The organism is Ruegeria sp. CF5, assembly GCF_056537325.1.
On record NZ_JBQFRI010000001.1, the window covers coordinates 768,008 to 785,704 of the forward strand.

Annotated in this window: 18 protein-coding genes; 5 read left to right on the forward strand and 13 right to left on the reverse strand. The window is 58.7% G+C overall.

The window, feature by feature from the left end; genetic code table 11:
* Nucleotides 1-6: 6 nt before the first annotated feature.
* The 5 genes from ACR0NW_RS03635 to ACR0NW_RS03655 are packed head-to-tail and all read right to left on the reverse strand — an operon-like array spanning nt 7 to nt 4,774.
* Nucleotides 7-1,215: a CaiB/BaiF CoA transferase family protein gene (locus ACR0NW_RS03635; RefSeq protein ID WP_480791501.1), complete on the reverse strand. Its 1,209-nt coding sequence runs from the start codon at nt 1,213-1,215 to the stop codon at nt 7-9.
* The gene (locus ACR0NW_RS03640) at nt 1,212-1,607 is read right to left on the reverse strand and encodes a Zn-ribbon domain-containing OB-fold protein (protein WP_480448810.1); all 396 of its coding nucleotides are present in this window, start codon (nt 1,605-1,607) and stop codon (nt 1,212-1,214) included. Before ACR0NW_RS03640 ends, ACR0NW_RS03635 begins: the two co-directional genes overlap by 4 nt.
* Nucleotides 1,604-2,776 carry a thiolase domain-containing protein gene (locus tag ACR0NW_RS03645; RefSeq protein ID WP_480448808.1) on the reverse strand — a complete coding sequence of 391 codons (1,173 nt, stop codon included), beginning with the start codon at nt 2,774-2,776 and terminating at the stop codon, nt 1,604-1,606. Before ACR0NW_RS03645 ends, ACR0NW_RS03640 begins: the two co-directional genes overlap by 4 nt.
* Nucleotides 2,777-2,785: 9 nt before the next feature.
* Nucleotides 2,786-3,970, reverse strand: coding sequence for an acyl-CoA dehydrogenase family protein (locus ACR0NW_RS03650; RefSeq protein ID WP_480448807.1), 1,185 nt, complete (start codon nt 3,968-3,970; stop codon nt 2,786-2,788).
* 33 nt (nt 3,971-4,003) lie between these two features.
* Nucleotides 4,004-4,774 (reverse strand): SDR family NAD(P)-dependent oxidoreductase, encoded by a 771-nt coding sequence (locus tag ACR0NW_RS03655; protein ID WP_480448806.1) that lies wholly within the window; start codon nt 4,772-4,774, stop codon nt 4,004-4,006.
* A 377-nt stretch (nt 4,775-5,151) separates the two neighbouring features.
* Between ACR0NW_RS03655 and ACR0NW_RS03660 the strand changes: the two genes are divergently transcribed.
* Complete coding sequence (locus ACR0NW_RS03660; RefSeq protein ID WP_480448804.1) at nt 5,152-6,294, forward strand: aromatic ring-hydroxylating oxygenase subunit alpha; 1,143 nt, start codon at nt 5,152-5,154, stop codon at nt 6,292-6,294.
* A gap of 496 nt (nt 6,295-6,790) precedes the next feature.
* Here the strand turns inward: ACR0NW_RS03660 and ACR0NW_RS03665 are convergent, their stop codons facing one another.
* The 5 genes from ACR0NW_RS03665 to ACR0NW_RS03685 all read right to left on the reverse strand — a co-directional run bounded on the left by ACR0NW_RS03665 (nt 6,791) and on the right by ACR0NW_RS03685 (nt 12,230).
* Nucleotides 6,791-7,312, reverse strand: coding sequence for a DUF2478 domain-containing protein (locus tag ACR0NW_RS03665; protein WP_480448803.1), 522 nt, complete (start codon nt 7,310-7,312; stop codon nt 6,791-6,793).
* 70 nt (nt 7,313-7,382) lie between these two features.
* Nucleotides 7,383-8,048 (reverse strand): NnrU family protein, encoded by a 666-nt coding sequence (locus tag ACR0NW_RS03670; RefSeq protein WP_480448802.1) that lies wholly within the window; start codon nt 8,046-8,048, stop codon nt 7,383-7,385.
* A 106-nt stretch (nt 8,049-8,154) separates the two neighbouring features.
* Nucleotides 8,155-10,221: an ABC transporter permease gene (locus ACR0NW_RS03675; RefSeq protein ID WP_480448800.1), complete on the reverse strand. Its 2,067-nt coding sequence runs from the start codon at nt 10,219-10,221 to the stop codon at nt 8,155-8,157.
* A complete protein-coding gene (locus ACR0NW_RS03680; RefSeq protein WP_480448799.1) occupies nt 10,218-11,270 on the reverse strand; it encodes a quaternary amine ABC transporter ATP-binding protein in 1,053 nt (350 codons plus the stop codon). Before ACR0NW_RS03680 ends, ACR0NW_RS03675 begins: the two co-directional genes overlap by 4 nt.
* 9 nt (nt 11,271-11,279) lie before the next feature.
* Nucleotides 11,280-12,230 (reverse strand): ABC transporter substrate-binding protein, encoded by a 951-nt coding sequence (locus ACR0NW_RS03685; protein ID WP_170650835.1) that lies wholly within the window; start codon nt 12,228-12,230, stop codon nt 11,280-11,282.
* 381 nt (nt 12,231-12,611) lie between these two features.
* Between ACR0NW_RS03685 and ACR0NW_RS03690 the strand changes: the two genes are divergently transcribed.
* Both ACR0NW_RS03690 and ACR0NW_RS03695 read left to right on the forward strand, forming a co-directional pair.
* Nucleotides 12,612-13,274 carry a DNA-3-methyladenine glycosylase I gene (locus ACR0NW_RS03690; protein ID WP_480448798.1) on the forward strand — a complete coding sequence of 221 codons (663 nt, stop codon included), beginning with the start codon at nt 12,612-12,614 and terminating at the stop codon, nt 13,272-13,274.
* A 42-nt stretch (nt 13,275-13,316) separates the two neighbouring features.
* Nucleotides 13,317-14,003 carry a hypothetical protein gene (locus ACR0NW_RS03695; RefSeq protein ID WP_480448796.1) on the forward strand — a complete coding sequence of 229 codons (687 nt, stop codon included), beginning with the start codon at nt 13,317-13,319 and terminating at the stop codon, nt 14,001-14,003.
* A gap of 44 nt (nt 14,004-14,047) precedes the next feature.
* On the opposite strand, the gene ACR0NW_RS03700 is transcribed toward ACR0NW_RS03695, so the two are convergent.
* Nucleotides 14,048-14,461, reverse strand: a complete 414-nt coding sequence (locus ACR0NW_RS03700; protein WP_480449592.1) for a c-type cytochrome — start codon at nt 14,459-14,461, stop codon at nt 14,048-14,050.
* 109 nt (nt 14,462-14,570) lie between these two features.
* Here ACR0NW_RS03700 and ACR0NW_RS03705 point away from each other — a divergent pair, with 109 nt between their 5' ends.
* On the forward strand, nt 14,571-15,008 hold the full coding sequence (locus ACR0NW_RS03705) for a DMT family transporter (protein WP_170650838.1): 438 nt from the start codon (nt 14,571-14,573) through the stop codon (nt 15,006-15,008).
* Here the strand turns inward: ACR0NW_RS03705 and ACR0NW_RS03710 are convergent.
* Both ACR0NW_RS03710 and ACR0NW_RS03715 read right to left on the reverse strand, forming a co-directional pair.
* Nucleotides 14,992-15,678 carry an ABC transporter ATP-binding protein gene (locus tag ACR0NW_RS03710; RefSeq protein ID WP_480448795.1) on the reverse strand — a complete coding sequence of 229 codons (687 nt, stop codon included), beginning with the start codon at nt 15,676-15,678 and terminating at the stop codon, nt 14,992-14,994. The two genes, ACR0NW_RS03705 and ACR0NW_RS03710, sit on opposite strands and share 17 nt — an antisense overlap.
* Nucleotides 15,671-16,966: a lipoprotein-releasing ABC transporter permease subunit gene (locus ACR0NW_RS03715; RefSeq protein ID WP_480448794.1), complete on the reverse strand. Its 1,296-nt coding sequence runs from the start codon at nt 16,964-16,966 to the stop codon at nt 15,671-15,673. Before ACR0NW_RS03715 ends, ACR0NW_RS03710 begins: the two co-directional genes overlap by 8 nt.
* Nucleotides 16,967-17,331: 365 nt before the next feature.
* Between ACR0NW_RS03715 and ACR0NW_RS03720 the strand changes: the two genes are divergently transcribed.
* A complete protein-coding gene (locus ACR0NW_RS03720; RefSeq protein ID WP_480448793.1) occupies nt 17,332-17,697 on the forward strand; it encodes a hypothetical protein in 366 nt (121 codons plus the stop codon).

Genomic DNA, 17,697 nt, shown 5'->3' on the forward strand with positions numbered 1-17,697 from the left:
TCCCCGTCAGTTCGCAGGCGCAAGTGTCACGCCATCTTCCAGCATCTTGTCGATTCTCGTCTGGTCAAATCCGATCTCCAGCAGAACCTCCCGCGAGTGCTCTCCCAGGAGCGGCGCGTAGCGGTCCGGACCGGGCTGCGTTTCCGACCAGTTGGCCGGAACCGCCATGTCCCAGATCGCGCCTTCGGTCGGATGCTCGACCTGCTTGAAAAACCCGACATCCTTCAGGTGCGGATCATCAATCAGATTGTCCGGCGTATTGACCGGCATGGCCGGAATGTCGGCCTCGTCAAACAGATCCAACCACTCTTGAGTCGTGCGGGTCAGCAGGATTTGCGACAGCTCGGCATAGATCGAGTCGATGTTTTCCGTGCGGGTTGTCATCGACGCAAAACGCGGATCGTTCTGCATGACCTCGGGCGTTCCCATTGCCTCGAACCACGCCAGCCAATGGCGGTCCGTATAGATCATCACGCAAACATAATCGTCTTTGGTCCGGTACGGGCGGCGGTCGGACGACAAAAGGCGCGGATAGCCCGAAGTGCCCAGCTCCGGCTCGAACGTGCGTCCGTAAAAGTGCTCACCCAGCACAAAGCTCGCCATCATTTCGAACATCGGCATGTCGATGCGCTGCCCCTGACCGGTGCGCAGTTGATAGACAAGGGCCGCATTTATCTGGCCAACCGCCCATAGGCCGACACCCCGGTCGACCACGGCGGCTGGACAATAGGCGGGCTCGTCAGACCCTGCCAGCTGCGCCAGCGAAGGTATGCCCGACGCGCCTTGAATCAGATCATCAAAGGCAGGTTTGGCGGCATACCGGCCATTCTGGCCATAGCCGAATACCCCCGCATAGATGATTTTGGGATTCGCTTCGCGCACCGCGTCGTAACTCAATCCAAGACGTTCCATGACCTGCGGGCGCCGGTTGTAGACCAACACATCCGCCCCCCGGATCAGGTCCATCACCGCAGCGTGCCCATCCTCGGTCTTGAGGTTCAGAACTACCGAGCGTTTTGAGCGATTGGTATTGAGAAAGATCGGCCCCATGCCCTGCGATCGCTGCGGACCAATCTTGCGAATGGGATCACCTTCGGGGGGCTCGACCTTGATGACATCGGCGCCAAGATCGCCCAAAATTTGCGTCGTATAGGGCGCCATCAGCATGTTTGTTAGATCGACAACCTTTATACCTTCTAACGGGCGCTGCATCATCTGTCCCTCACAGGACGAAACAGGGGCAATGCCTGCCCGCCCTCGGTATCGCGGAACGTAACTTCCACGGGCATGTCCACTGAGAGCGCGTCAAACTCTGCCTCCACAATATTGCTCAGCATCGTCACGCCTTCGTCCAGCGTGACATAGGCAATGGCATACGGGGGGTCTGCCCTGCGCATGACCGAGTAGGAATAGATGCGCCCTGTGCCAGCCGCATCCTTCCATACGGTGTCATCAGAGCCGCATTCAGGACATATTGCGCGCGGATAGAAGTGAGCTTTGCCGCAGGCGTTACAGCATTTGACCAGCAGCTTGCCGTCGTTTGCGGCCTGCCAATAGGCCTCGGTCTCCATATTGATCGTAGGATCGGGATAGGTGCATTCGCTCATGCGTCGTTACTCCCCAGAATGACGGTTCCAGCGCCGGTACGCTGCGAAATCTGCCCACCCGTGCCATGGGCCAGCGCGAGCCGGCAATCAGGCACCTGCACAGCAGGATGCGCCTCGCCACGCAACTGGCGCACCGCTTCGATCACCTTGGTCATGCCGCCGCGGTTGGCCGGATGATTGTTGCACAGCCCGCCGCCATCAGTGTTGAACGGCAGCTTGCCCACGCCCGAAATCAGGTTCCCGTCGGCAACAAACGCGCCCCCTTTGCCCTTTTCGCAGAACCCCAGATCCTCGAGCGTTTCCAGCACGGTGATGGTGAAACTGTCATAGATCGAGGCATAGTCGATGTCGGCAGGTGTTACGCCCGCCTCGGCAAAGGCGATGGGTCCGGATTTTGCGGCACCCGTGTAGGTCAGATCAATCCGCCCACCGTTCAGATGCTTGATCCCCGCGCCTTGGCCCAGCACCTTGATGCAGCGGTCCCCAAGCGTTTTGGCAATCTCGGGGCTGACCACCACCAGCGCGCCGCCGCCATCCGAAATCACGCAGCAGTCCAGCCGGTGCAGCGGGTCGGCAATCATCGGCGAATTCACCACATCCTCGACCGTCACCACATCGCGCAGCATGGCATGTTCGTTGTGCTGCGCGTGGTGGCTGGCGGCCACCTTGATCCAGGCCAGCTGTTCCGGCGTTGTGCCATATTCGTACATGTGCCGCATCGCGGACATGGCATAGAGGTTGGTCACCATCGGGCCATAGGGCAGCTCAAACCCACGTTCCGGTGAATCCTCGCCCCGCGCCCTTGCGCCAAGTTTTTGCAAACCTTCGGCACGTGGACGACCGGCAAGCGTTATGAGAGCAACGTTGCACTTGCCGGCCGCAATTGCCTCCTTCGCGTGACCCACATGAATCACGTAAGAGGATCCGCCCGTTTCCGTGGTGTCGGTGTAAGTCAGGTCCAGCCCCATGTATTCGGCCAGCGCCATACCCCCAAGGCCAGGCACCGAGCCGTCACAGAAATACCCGTCCACATCATCCCTGGTCAGCCCGGCGTCAGCCAATGCGCCCAAGGCGACTTCGGCGTGCAGCATGGGTACGGTCTTGTCCACAGCCTTGCGCGTGGGATGTTCAAAAATGCCTGCAATATAGGCTTTGGCAGATCGTGCCATGTCGTTCCCTCAGTAAGATTTCGGAAGGCCGAGTGCTTTTTCGGCCAGATAGCACAGGATGAGTTGCGGGCTGACCGGCGCAATGCGGTGGATAATGGCTTCGCGCATGTAACGCTCGACATGGAATTCCTTGGCATAGCCCATGCCACCATGGGTCATCACGGCGTTGGTCGTCGCCTTAAAGGCCGCTTCGGCAGCCAGATACTTGGCCGCGTTGGCTTCCTTACCGCAATCGTGGCCCGCGTCGTACAGCGCCGCAGCGCGGAACGCCATCAGGCTCGCAGCCTCCAGTTCCGCCCAGCTTTCAGCCAGCGGATGCTGGATACCCTGGTTCTTGCCAATCGGCCGCCCAAACACCTCACGATCACGTGCGTATGTGGCCGCACGATCCAGCGCACACCGCCCGATCCCGACCAGAGAGGCCGCGATCAGTATGCGCTCGGCGTTGAGGCCATGCAGCAGATAGCGGAACCCTTTGCCTTCCTCACCGATCATGTCTTCCGGAGGAATGGTCAGCCCGTCGATAAAAACCTGATTGCTGTCCACACACTTGCGACCCATCTTGTCGATCACCCGCGCTTCGATATGATCACGGTTGAAATCCGTGTAAAACAGCGACAGCCCGTCAATCGGGCGCTCGGTCTCGCTTTCATCCCGCGTCCGCGCAATCAGCAGCATCTTCTGCGCCTTCTGCGCGGTCGAGGTCCAGGTTTTCTGACCGTTCACAACCCATTGGTTGCCCTGCCAGACCGCGCGGGTCTTGAGCCGCGTTGTGTCCAGCCCGGTGTTTGGCTCGGTCACGGCAAAACACGCGGTTTCCTTGCGACTGATAATCGGCGGCAACCACCGCTGTTTCTGTGAGTCCGTACCAAAAACGACCACGGGGTTGAGACCGAAGATATTGATCGCGATGGACGCAAATCCCGCATTGGCGGCCCCGGTTTCCGTGATCGCCTGGACCATGGTCGCAGCCTCGGTGATGCCAAGGCCTGACCCGCCGTATTCCTCGGGCATCGCAATGCCCAGCATTCCGGCCTCGGCAATGGCATCACAAAACTCGTCCGGGAACCGCCCGTCCGTGTCGCGATCCAGCCAATACTGATCATCAAAGGGCTCGCACACTTTGAAAATGGTGTCCCGGATCATCCGCTGGTCTTGCGAGTATCCACTCGGGTCTGAATATCCGGCGCTCATGCCTCTACTCCCTGTTGTTCTGAAGCGAAGGCGTCAAACGCCAATCGTGTAGCCGCCGTTGACCGACACATGCTGGCCGGTCATGTAGCTTGCAGCATCCGACAGCAGGAAACAGATCGGCTGACAGCTTTCCTCGGCGGGCGAGAACCGGCCCATCGGCACCTGTGCCATCACACCGTCGCGGAATTTTTCGCCACGAATTACTTCGGTCATGGGAGTTTCGACCACACCAAAAAGGACCGAATTGATGCGGATGCCAAATTGTGACCACTCGCGCGCCGACGACATGGTCAGACCCAGAACACCGGATTTGGCCGCGCCATAGTTGATCTGGCCTATGGTGCCACGACGACCCGCGTCCGAACTGACGTTGACGATGGAAGCGGGCGAGGTGTCGCCGGCCTCAATACGCTCCAGCATGTGCTGGCCAACAGCCTGAAGGCAGTAGAACACGCCGCTTAGGTTGACGTCGATCACCTGCTGCCAGGTTTCGGGGGTCATGTTCTTGGCCATGGCCGCGCGCACGATGCCCGCGTTGTTGACCAGCCCGTGGATGGCCCCGTGTTTGGCAACCGCATCTTTGACCATTCCCTGCACGAACTCATGATCCGCAACGGATCCGGCACAGGTATCCACCCGTTCTCCCAGATCAGCGGCAAGAGCAGATAGCTTGTCCTCCTGCATGTCGTTCAGAACGACCGTTGCGCCTAGACCATGCGCCAGACGCGCGGTTGCCTCGCCGATCCCCTGCGCTGCACCTGTAATCAGGATATTGCGCCCCGTCAGATCCATCGGATTGATCATGTATGTCTCCCTATCCCCGCCTCGGCCCTGGAGCTCCTCCGGATTAGCAGGTGTTTCGCATATTCGTTACTTGTTCCGTTATGCATATTGACCGGATTTTCTCCGAAAGCAAGCCACCTCCGGAATCATTTCCTGAAATTTTCGGTCGGAGTTTGACGTCATCATTTGATTTTTCCGGGTTTCGACTACGCACCGCTGCCATCGATGTTTGGCTGCAAGCATGGCAAATGCAGTCCAATAGGCACTTACCAACGTGCACCGAATTGTTCGCTTATCGGGAACTGCTCCGCTTATACGTTGTTTTTCTGGACAATCCGGTCAAACTCCCGATAACCTGATGATCAGACAAGGGTGTGGAACCAAGCGGAGTGAATGAAATGGCAACACTGATGAGCGATCTGGATGTCATCGACAGGGTCTTTCACCATGTTGACAACAAAACCACGGACATGGGCGATGAAACCCTGCGCGTTCCGGTCGAAGCCTACACCAGTCAGGAAAGGTTCGACGCCGAAATCGCGCTCATGAAACGAATGCCATCGGTGTTCTGTCCGGTTGCCGTCCTGCCAGAGGCTGGTTCTTACGTCGCGCGTACCTCTCTTGGCACGCCCTTGCTGGCCGTACGCGATGATTCCGGCAAAATCCGCGTGTTCCGCAATGCGTGCCGCCATCGCGGTATGGCAGTTGCCGAAGACGGCTGCGGAAAGAAGCGGGGCTTTGCTTGCCCGTACCATGCCTGGCTATATGGTCTGGACGGTGCATTGAAACGCATTCCCGACGAAGAGGGTTTCCCCGATGTCGACAAGGCCACTAGCGGGTTGGTCGAAGTCCACTCCGAAGTTCGCGGCGGATTGGTTTTCGTAACCCAGGAAGCCCCCGTTTCTCAGGGAGCACTGGACGACATGCCCGAGCGTATCAGCGACGCACAGCAGTTCATGGGCGTAAAGACTTTCCGTGATCAGGCCAACTGGAAACTGATCGGCGAAACGTCGATGGAAGGGTACCACATCCGCTGGCTACACACGCATTCCTTCTATCCTTATGGCATGGACAACGTGAATATCGTTGAGACGAGCGGCCCTAACTCCCGCATCATCTTCCCCTTCCGCCGAATGGAAAAGCTCCGTAACATCCCACGTGAAAATCGCCGGATCGACGGAATGGCAACGCTGGTCTACCAGCTGTTCCCAAACGCCCATTTCACCGTACTTTCGAGCCACACGATCGTCATCATTCTCGAACCGATCTCACCAACCGAAACCGAATGGGTAATCTACGACCTCAGCAATGATGATGGGTCTATCGAACCCAAGAAGATCTCTGAAAAAGCAGAAAAGGACGCAAAATTCGTCAAGGAAACCGGCCTCAAGGAAGACCGGGCCGCGGCCTGCTCGGTCCAGGCCAGCATTGCATCAGGCGCCAACACTCACTTGACCTTCGGAAAATTCGAACAGGCCATCGTACATTTTCACCAACAACTCGGCGCGAAGCTGGCAGAATTCAAAGGTCCAACTGCCTGAGTGGTCCTCCCGCACTGAAGTGGTCCGCACCTATAGTCAGGAAACTGAGGATCAAAGATGGGAATCAAACGCCACAAACCGGAAGAGATTGTTACGACGTTGCGGCTAGCTTCGCGAATTGTTTGAACTGGCAGTGTCCGACTCCGAATTGACCCTTTTGGATCATCTGCGTAACTTCAATCCCATCGTGCGTCGCTGAGGAAGACGCCAAATCCTTTGAGCACCTTGTTGATTGCTTTGATCCCAAGCCAATTATTCCAAAACTCGAAATGAGTTTTCCTAGTATTTCAGCCCTTGACTTAGTTTCTGTTTCTGCAGTTCTACTCCCTGCTCCAGCACCTGTTTTTCCCTTTTTTTCCTAAAATGCAGGGAATTAGAGACCAGTTCGACGAAGGCTGAGCCCACCACCATCTTCACAATCGGCGCCGATCAGACCGGCGCCGGGTTTCTGGAACCAGTTGCTTTTTTCGGTCCCGACCGGACCGGCACAGGTTGATTATGCAGCGGCCGATTTTTCGGCGTTGACCTGCTGAACCCACTCCAGAATCGCGTCCGTGTCAGCTTCCATCTTTTGCGCAGCGCCGTCAGTGAACTCCTGAAAGCGGTCTTCGTTCAGCGAATTGACTCCGACCAGTACCGGGATATCGCGTGCCAAAGCTTCGGCGATCACAGGCCGGAAACCGCGCCCATCCGCCTCGTGCTTGCCGAATTTGTTGATGATCAGAAGCTGTGGCGTGTCATCAAGCGACGCAGTCACATACCCAACCGCCTGTTCCAACGCCGCCGGATCCAACCTGCAACCGCGCGACATTGAACCCAGAGATTGCGAGATACGGATGGTCGCGCCGTCAGGCAGTACGCGCAGGTCCATGTCGCATTTGCTGCTGTCGGCGCATTCAGTGTTGGTCTGCACCACTCCGGCCAGTCTGGCCCCTGTCGCCAGCAGGCGTTCCGCAACCGCGCTGAGCAGTCGGTCGGTTGCGCCTCTATCGGTGGTCGTGACATAGGCCAGATGCATTGTTTGGCTCTCCGGAATTGATGTTGGTGTTTCAGATAGCACGCCGTGGGGTGCGCGGCCACTCCCGGCATCAGGGAAGGGGCGACAGGCCGATCACGGGTGCGTGCAGGTGCAAAAGAACCGCATAGGCGGCAAAGGCGGAAATCCAGACCCATAGACGCGGCAACGGGCGTGGGGCGTGTAGCGACAGCCGCGAGGTATTGCGGGTAAGCCGGGTCCACTCAGCGCCAAGCTCAGCCGATCTGCGCCGGTCGATCAGCGCCATGCCCATCCACGCGAATCCGGCAAACAGACCGAACAGAATCACATGTGCCAGGCTGCCATTGGCCAGCAAATGTGCCAGCGCCCACAACAACAGGGCCGCGAGGATCGGGTGGCGGGTCGTGCGCAGGATTCCGGGCTGATCCGGATCGAACGGGCTGCGGCCCAATCCGCCAAAGGAAAACGGGTTTTGTATCGCCAGACCGGCAATCGCTAGCCAGCATACGATGGGCATGATCAGAACGGGAACCCACCGGAATATACCGAAGGGCGGGATAACCTCGACATATGGCGCGCGGGCAGCGGCCACGATCAGCCACGCCAGAATCGCCAGTGAGAACAGGGAATAGGCTGTGAAATACCCTGTCCGACCCAGCTTTGAGATCAGCCACGGGCGGACCGGTGGCCGCACCGGGATCGCGTGGCTGAGCAGAAAGACGATGAGTGCCGCAATGAACTCGCCCCAACCGGCCATGGAACTCTCCAACGTTTTTTGCCCGGTCTAGGCAGCTTTGCGGTGCCGGTCATTGTCCGAAGTCAAGAACGGCAAAGGGGCGGATTGTCCGCCCCCTGCCCTTGGGTCACAGACCCAGCGCCTTGCGCCGTTCCTCGGCAAAGCCCTGCACCATGCGGTCAGCGATCAGTGCAAGGATCGCCATCGCGGCCCCTGCCGAGATGCCCAGACCCACATCCGCCTGCCCCAGCGCCAGATAGATCGACTGGCCCAGACCGGTGGTGCCGATCAGCGCCGCGATCACCAACATGGCGAAGGCATAAAGGATGGTCTGGTTCAGCCCCAGCAGGATCGTCGGCGCGGCATAGGGCGCGCGCACGTCGCGTAGGATTTGCCATTCATTGGCACCGCTGGAAATGGCGGCCTCCATCATCTCGTCCGGCGTGTTGACCAGCCCGTGCCGCGTATAGCGTATCATTGGGACGATCGCATAGGCGCAGATCGCCAGAAAGGCCGAGAACTCGCCGATCTGGAACACCATGAGGACGGGGATCAGGAAGACAAACAGCGGAATTGTCTGCAACATGTCACAGATCGGACGCACGATCTTCCAGACCGGGCTCCAGACTGCACTGGCCAGACCGATCAGCCCGCCAACCACGGCGCAGGAAAACACCGCCGCCCCGCTGAGATAAAGCGACAGCAACGCTCTTTCCCACAGGCCCGAGACCAGGATGGTGCTGAGAAGCACCACCGACAGCAGGGCCAACCGCCAGCCGCCCGCAACCCAGCCTAGTGCGGCAGCCCCGGTCAGGACGAAAGGCCACGGCAGGTTCGCAATCCCGGTTTCCAGCATCCCGATCAGGATAAGGACGGTCAGGCCACCGGTCAGGTGCCCGCGCCACGCCATTAGCATGGCGATGACAGCACCGGCGGCGAACAGGCCATAGCTCATGCCTGCGGTCCACTGAAAGCCCCAGGTAAACGGCAGAACCGCCTGATCCAGACCAATGCGCAACGGCAGCAGGACATAGAACAGGGAATTGTTCTTGAGCGCGTCCAGCCACGGCCCGTTATCCTGCGTGAATGCGGTCAGTCCGCTGTCCACGGCGTCGGCCACGGGATCAAGCAGCGTCAGATCGGATGGATTGGGCAGCCGGGTCCAGAAGGCGATGGTGAACACCACCGCAAAGCCCAGCATGGCCCAGACGACGCGTATGTCATATCGCTTGCGCTCGGCGGCCAGAGTGCCGCTCATGCGGTCGATGACGACGGCGAAAACCACGATCACAAGACCGGCCATCAGCGACTCACCAAACTGCGCCTTGCGCATGGTCAGCAGGACCTCCCAGCCGATGTCGTTGAAACCGCCGATCACGGCGGCGATGATGACCATCGACAAGGCGGCCATGAGGCACTGGTTCACACCAACCATGATCTGCGTCGAGGCCGAGGGAATTTCGACCTGAAACAGCTGCTGGAGGCGCGTACCACCGGACATGATGGCGGCCTCTTTCACCTCATGCTCGACCCGTTCCAGCCCCAGCATGACATTGCGGGCCATCGGAGGCGCGGCATAGATGGCCGACGCAATCAGGCCCACGACCGGACCGAAACCAAAGAGCAGCAGCAGCGGTGTGAGATAGGCAAAGGTCGGCACGGTCTGCATGACATCCAAAACGGCCTGCACAAAGGATTTCACCCGAGGCACTTCGTTGGCCAGGATACCGATTGCGCCGCCCACGATCAGCGCCACCGGCACCGAAACCGCCACAAGCGCGAGGGTATTCATGCTTTCCGCCCAATACCCTGACGCCAGCACGAAACTGAGTCCGAGAAACCCCAGCGAAGCCATGGGCAGTCCACCCAGATACCAGCCCAGCGCGGTGACAATTCCGATCAACAGCGGCCAGGGCGTGTTGCCCAGCACATAGTTTGCCCAATCCATCGGATAGGCCATCACGTCAGAAAACAACCGAGCCGCCGGTTTGATACCGTTCAGAAACCAGGCCAGAAACGTCCCGACCCACTCGGTCGCAGGCAGCTCCCACGTAGTTGGCCATTTCACCAGCCATGGCACAAAGGGTTCCAGCGCCAGACAGATCGCGCCGACCAGAACGGTGATCAGCGCCGCCTGTGCACCAACCGTCAACCGAACAGAGCTTGTTTTCGGCACATCGGCTAAAGCGCTCATGCCTCTTCCACCTGCAAAGCAGCGGCCAGATCGGACGGATGAACCGTGCCGACGATGGTGCCGGTCTGATCCCGCACGGGAACCGGTTCATACAGTTCCATGCAATGCGCCAGCGCGGCGTCCAGCGTCATCGATGTCGTCAGTCCCGGATCATCCGGGCCGCGTTCACCTTCGCCCTGGCGCATGACCGATGCGACCTTGGCGTGCTGGCCTTTGGCGACATCCTTGGAAAACTCGCGCACATAGTCATCGACCGGGCGCAGGACGATATCCGTAGGCGTGCCGATCTGTACGATCTTGCCGTCACGCATGATGGCGATACGGTCGGCCAGCTTCAGCGCCTCCTGAATGTCATGAGTGATAAACACGATAGATTTCTTCAGCGTCGCCTGAATGCGCAGGAACTCGTCCTGCAACTGGCGGCGGATCAGCGGATCAAGCGCCGAGAACGGCTCGTCCAGAAACCAGATATCCGGGTTCACAGCCAGTGATCGTGCGATCCCAACACGCTGACGCTGACCACCGGAAAGCTGGCGGGGGAAACTGTCTTCGCGGCCTTCAAGGCCGACCAGAGAAATCACCTCTTGTGCGCGCGCGCGGCGTTCCTTGCGCCCTATGCCCTGCACCTTAAGCGGATAGGCCACGTTTTCGGCTACAGTCATGTGCGGGAACAGGCCAAAGTGCTGAAACACCATGCCCAATTTCTTGCGGCGCAGTTCGGTCAGCGCTTTCTTGGAGGCACCGATGACATTTTCGCCTTCGATGCGTATCTCACCGCCGGTGCCCGGCAGCAGCTGTGAAATACAGCGGATCAGCGTCGATTTGCCGGAACCGCTGAGCCCCATGATGACGAACAACTCGCCATCCCGAACCTCGAAATTCGCGTCCTGCACCGCGGGAATGAACCCTTTTTCACGCAGGTCGGTGGCGGCCTGATCGGCGTCTCCCCCTGACCGAGACAACGCGTCGGTCAGGGCTTTGTCAGCGCCGGTGCCAAAGACCTGCCAGAGGTTCTGGCAGGCAATGGCTGGCGTAGTTGTGTCAGTCACGCAGGCAGCTCACTTGGTTGCAGCGTCGACAACCGGACGCCATTTGCCTTCGTTTTCGGCCATCCATGCGGCGACCACTTCTTCGACTTTGCCACCGTCAACGTCGATCGCGCCCATCATCGGCTGCTGGTCTTCGACCGCCAGCTGGTAGTTGGTCAGGATCTCATAGGCGGCGGGCCACTTTTCTTCCATGCCACTCCAACCGGCCTTGAAGATGCGCGAAGGCGAGAAGTCGCAATCGTTGACTGCATTTGGGTTCGGACCCCATGCCGGATCGCTGAAGCACGCCTCTTCGCCGGGCGGCAGATCAACGAATTTCACGTCATAAGCCGACATCGCCCAATGCGGCTGCCAGAAGGTGATGAGCAGCGGCGACTTGCGCTCGGTCGATGCGCGCAGTTCCGCGATCAATGCGCCCTCGGAACCTGCAGGAACCGCCTTGAACGGCAGATCCAGACCGGTCATCCGATCCGCGCCGGGTGTACCCCAATCTGCGGGGTAATCCACAAGACGGCCACCGGGCAGCGTTTCGGCCGTGGCAAAGACCTGCGCACAATCCTTCAGTGCTTCCCATGCGGGCAGGCCCGGGCACAGGTCTGCGACGTGCGCCGGGTAAGCAATGCCTTCCTTGGCGTCGAGACCCAGATCACCGATTTCAACAACGGTGCCTTCGTCAATTTTCTTGGCATATTCGTCCGAAACGTTCGACGACCAAATTTCCAGCGTCGCATCGATGTCGCCATCGGCCAGCGCCTGGAACTGGTTCATCATGCCCGCGGTGACATATTCGACATTGTAACCGGCCGCTTTCAGCATCTCACCCGCGACATGCGTAGTGACGTGCTGCCCCGTCCATTCATTGATGGCCAGCTTGATCGGCTCGTCCACTGCGCCCATATCGGCAGCATAGGCCGAACCGGCGACCGTCATGGCCAATAGGCTTACGCTCAGTTTTTTCATCGATTAACTCCCTGTTTTATTTGTTTTTACTGATCCCAGCGGGCCTTACCCCGCCGGTTGCGTTCTGCTGGTGTCAGTACCGTATCGCAACATGCACATTTTCGGCCACGAAAAGAAAGCGCTTAGTTTTATTCGTGACGCAGTACGGCGTAGTTGTCCGACACTCCGATTCCTTTTCTGTCTCATCCCTTTTTGAACGCCGCGACGCCAAAACCGGATTCGGCTCTTATATATCGCCGGATATTGATTGACGGGTCAATCACAAACCGAAAATACCCTGTTTGTCGAGAAATACTTTGGGTCAACGGCATAAAAATTACGCCTCGCTTGGCAGACACACCCCGCGCAGATACGTTTTGCGAAAGGACGGAGGATGCTACCATGCACCATTTCGATGAGATTTTCGGTCTGGCGGCAAACCGTCATGGCGGGGCGGAGGCTTTGGAGGCGACACTGAGCAAACCCAAATCCCAGGATGAGCTTGCGGCGATGTCCGAGGATCGCTGGTTGTCCGTTATTACCAAATGCGTGTTTCAGGCCGGGTTCAACTGGAAGGTCATCGAAAACAAATGGGATGGATTCGAGACGGCCTTTGACGGGTTCGATGTCGGCCGCTGTGCCTTTATGGATGACGAAAAATTCGACGCGTTGTTGCAGGACACACGGATCGTCAGAAACGGCACCAAGATTGCCTCGGTCCGGGACAATGCCGCCTTTCTGCTGGAGTTGCGCGAAGAAGGCGGCGCGGGCCGAGTACTGGGTGGATGGCCATCGACCGATTATATTGGCCTTCTGGCAATGCTGGGTAAACGCGGGTCACGCCTTGGTGGCGCATCCGCCCAGTATGCAATGCGTTTTGCCGGGCGGGACAGTTTCATTCTGTCCCGTGATGTCACCGGGCGGCTGATCGCCGAGGGCGTCGTGGACAAGCCGCCAACGTCAAAAAAGGCCATGGCCGCGGTGCAGGACGCATTCAATATCTGGATGGAGCAATCGGGACGTTCGCTGACGGAAATCAGCCGCGTGCTTGCGATGAGTCTCTGAAAACGACTTGCAGAGACGACCGGGCGCATTAGGCTTCTCTGCATGATCCGATGTGTTTTTGTTCTGTCTGCCATTCTTCTTACCGCTTGCGGGCGCCCATTGACCGATACCGAACGTGCCTTTGTGCAAAACGTTCATGGCGAATCGCTGGAACTTGACCGCGTTCGGCTTATCGAAGGCGCACCCGTCGCGCCGATAACCTTTCACCGCAAACCCCGCCCGCGTTTGGCTTGCCGGGAAAGGATACTGCCACCGGTCAAGGAAGAGGTCGTGACCAGCAAACCGGCGGCGGTCGCGCTGTTCAACCGCGTCTTTTTCACCCGGGACTGGTATCTGGAGGATTATATGTCCGAATACCCGGACGAAATGAACCTGATCGCGGCGATGCTGCTGGCACATGAACTGACCCATGTCTGGCAATGGCAGAACCGAAAGGAAACCGGTTACCACCCTCTGCGCGCGGCGGCTGAACACGGCTCAAGCGATGATCCCTACCTGTTTGATCTCGACACCTCACCGGATTTTCTGAGCTACGGGTTCGAGCAGCAAGGCGCCATTGTCGAAGAGTATGTCTGTTGCCGTGCTCTGGATCCCGATGCAGCCCGGACCAGGCGTCTTCACGACATGCTGGGGAAACACCTGAACCTTGCTGCGCTTCCGACAGATGGGCGCGAGAGCGACGTAGTCATCCCGTGGCGCGGCGCCAAGGTCGAGGGGATTTGCAGCTGAGCTGATATCAGCACGGGCTGGCGGAAGTGGGCGCCACCGGTGGCTTAGCTGGGCTGCAACGTCTTCAGGTAGGCAACAAGATCCGCAATAGCTTGACTTGTCATGATCGGTTGGCCGTCGGGGGCCTTGATTGCCACATCCCTGCCCTCGAAATAAGGACCGTAGACCGGCATCGGGCTTCCGTGGCTGACCAGCGGCTCGCGCCCGTCGATGCGGGCGACGACGCGGGCGGTTGGAAACGCGTCGGCGTCTTTCTGAAGCGCCGTCAGATTTGTTGGCTGAATCACCAGGACCCCTGCCATCGGCCCATGGCCGGTGGCGTCCAGACCATGACAGGTCGCGCAATGATGCAGATACAGGTCCTCTCCGCGATTTGCGTCCTGTGCGAACGCAGTCGTTGCGCAAAGCGAAAACAGTGTTAACGCAGCAGCACCCACTTTGTTTGACAGCCTGCCCATCACGCCCTCCTCGTTGATCATGTTGAATTCCCTGCAATAACAGCCTTGCCCGGGGCGCGTTCAGCCGCAATGATCCAGATCAACGATAGCTGACCAGGGAATTCGGGAAATGACTCATTATGCGGCCATCATGCTGGCTGCGGGGATTGGCGTGCCTATCCTTGCGGCGCTTAACGCGGCGTTGGGAAAGTTCGTCGGCTCTCCGACTGCGGCGGCAGTCGTTCTGTTTACGGTCGCGCTTGCGTCGTCAGCGGCCGTTCTGCTGCTGACACCGGGCGGGCAGGCATTCGCTAAAATGGCAGACGCGCCCAAACACCTGTTTCTCGGCGGTGTCCTGGTCGCTTTCTATGTCCTGTCGATCACGCATGTGGCACCTCATTTCGGCGTAGGAAATGCAGTGTTCTTTGTTCTGCTGGGTCAGTTGATCAGCACGGCCGCTATTGATCACTTTGGCCTTTTTGGCGCTCAGGTCACGCCTTTGAGCCTGATGCGCGCCGGGGGCATTGCCGTCATGGCGATCGGGGTTGCGATCACGCAACTGGCCTGAGAACACCACCCTCCAACCGAACTGCACGGTCCATCCGTGCGGCCAAATCCAGATTGTGGGTAGCGATAAGCGCCGACAGCCCCGAACCGCGCACCAAATCCATAAGCGCCCCGAACACCTGATCCGAGGTTTCGGGATCCAGATTCCCGGTAGGCTCATCCGCAAGCAGGATCTTAGGCCGGTTCGCCAAGGCACGACAGAATGCGGCACGCTGCTGCTCGCCCCCGGACAAGGCCGCGGGGCGGTGCGCGGCCCGGGGCGCTATGCCGACCCGGTCGAGCAGCTCCATCGCCCTTTCCTGCGCTGCGCGTTCGGAGGTGCCGTTTGCCAGTTGCGGCAGGGTGACATTTTCGAGGGCGGTAAACTCCGGCAGAAGATGGTGGAACTGATAGACAAAGCCCACATCCCGCCGCCGGATTGCCGTTCGGGTGCGATCGCCCTTGCCGGTCGCGTTGTTTCCGGCAATCTCAACCGTCCCGGTGTCGGGCGTATCCAGCAGGCCTGCAATGTGCAGAAGCGTGGATTTACCTGCGCCCGATGGCGCAACAAGGGCAACGGCCTCGCCCGCGCGCAATTCAAGATCGGCACCGCGCAGAACCTGAACCTCGCCCGGTTTGCCTTTCAGATAGGTCTTGGTCAAACCGCTCAACCGCAATGTCACATCATTCATAGCGCAGCGCCTCGACCGGGTTCAGCCGCGCCGCGCGGCGGGCCGGAAAGTAAGTGACGAAAAAGGACAATCCCAGAGACAGGGCCACTGCCTTGAGCACATCTGACAGGTGCAACTCTGCCGGCAGGGCATAGATGCCGCGAATGGACGGGTCCCAGACACCGCCCCCCATCGCATAGTTCACAAAGGAAAAGATCGTATCGATATAGATCGCAAACAGGCAGCCGAGGATCACCCCGAACACAGTGCCCAGAATTCCGGTAAATGCGCCGCAGATAAAGAACACGCGCAAAACCGAACCCTCACTCAGGCCGATGGTACGAAGAATGCCGATATCGCGTCCCTTGTTTTTGACCAGCATGATCAGGCCGGACACAATATTCATCGCGGCGATCAGAACGAGGATCGACAAGATGATGAACATCACGTTGTCCTCGACCTCAAGCGCACGCAGAAATCCGCCCGAAGCATCTTTCCACGTCCAGACCTGCGTTCCATCACCTGCGGCTTCGAGTATCGGGATCAGTGCGGGCTCGAGTTGTTCCGGCTGGGCAACCATCACCTCGATCTCATCAGCGGCACCTTCACGATTGAAAAAGGCCTGCGCCTGAGCAAATGGCAGATACACCCGCGTGCGGTCGATATCGTACCGGCCTGCGGAAAAGACATAAACGATCTCATACGCATTCACCCTTGGTGAGGTGCCGAATGCGGTTTTAACCCCGTTGGGCGAGGTCAGTTTAATACGGTCACCTACGGTCGCGCCGATGGCGCGCGCGACACCGGACCCGATGGCGATGACATCCTTTCCATCCTCGAACTGCGAAAGGTCACCGTAAGCCTGTTCGCTTTGCGCGATCCCCGGCAGGTCCAGCAGATCATCGGGCCGGATGCCAAACACCTGAACGCCGGAGCTGCTGTCGCGATTGGTGATCAGAACCTCACCCTTGACCAGTGGCGCCGCGCGCTCCACCCCCGGTACCTGCTGAATGCGCTCGGCCATTCCGTCGAAATCCGCGATAGTGCGATCGACCCGCCCCTGCGCATCCACCTCGCCTATCGAATAGACGGTGACATGGGCATTAGCCCCAAGGATCGTGCCCACGAATTCCGAACGAAATCCGGAACGAACCGCCAGCGTCGCAATAAGGGCAAAGACCGCCAACGTGATCCCGATGAGGGAGATCCACGTCATGACGCTGACCCCGCCTTCGGCACGGCGAGCACGCAGATAGCGCCAGGCGATCTTCCATTCAAAAGGTGCAAAAGGAGGAGGAGTTACGGCCATTGGTGCTCCGGCAAATCAGATCGGGCGACCCTTGTCCCAAAAGCTTGAGCGGTCAAGTCAGATACCCCGATTGGCAAAACCGCTTCAAGCCGAAAGCGCCAATTAAAAGGCCAACAGTGGACGCGTCCCGATCCAATGATTCGTCTGGCGTGTACCTTTCAGGAACAGACATGAGGGCTAAATCCCTCACAGCGCGGGGGATTTTGTTTCAAACATGTAAACAAAGTGAGAATGTGAGCGCCAACTGAGTTCGTTTTGCAACGAAAATAGGGTAATATAGTTTCACGTTTTGCCTAATCTGCGAAATTTTGTCACTCTGCCAAGTGGGGGAACACATTAACCAGTACCAGAGCGGGGGGTCGCTCATGAATTTTCAAGAGGAATTAGTTAGCCCCGGAATGGCCGGGATTGAAAACAAATCAGCTGAGCTTGATTGCGAAACCGCCGCGTTGCTGCGGGCATCCATCAGACCGCTATTCACAAACGCCGCAAACTGGGGCGCATTGTCCGACATCCTGCGCGAAAAGGGATACAGCCTTGCGTTTCGGGATGGACGTCTGTGCCTGACCGATCAGGCGACGGGTGGCCGGATTTGCGGGCTGAAATTTCTGGGCTTTGAACTGCGCGAACTGGTGCGGCGAATGGGCCGCCCGATGGTGATCGCCCGTGGTGATCATGCGGATGGCGACCTGATCATCGCCCGCCCTGATCCTAAGCTGCGGCAAAGCTGA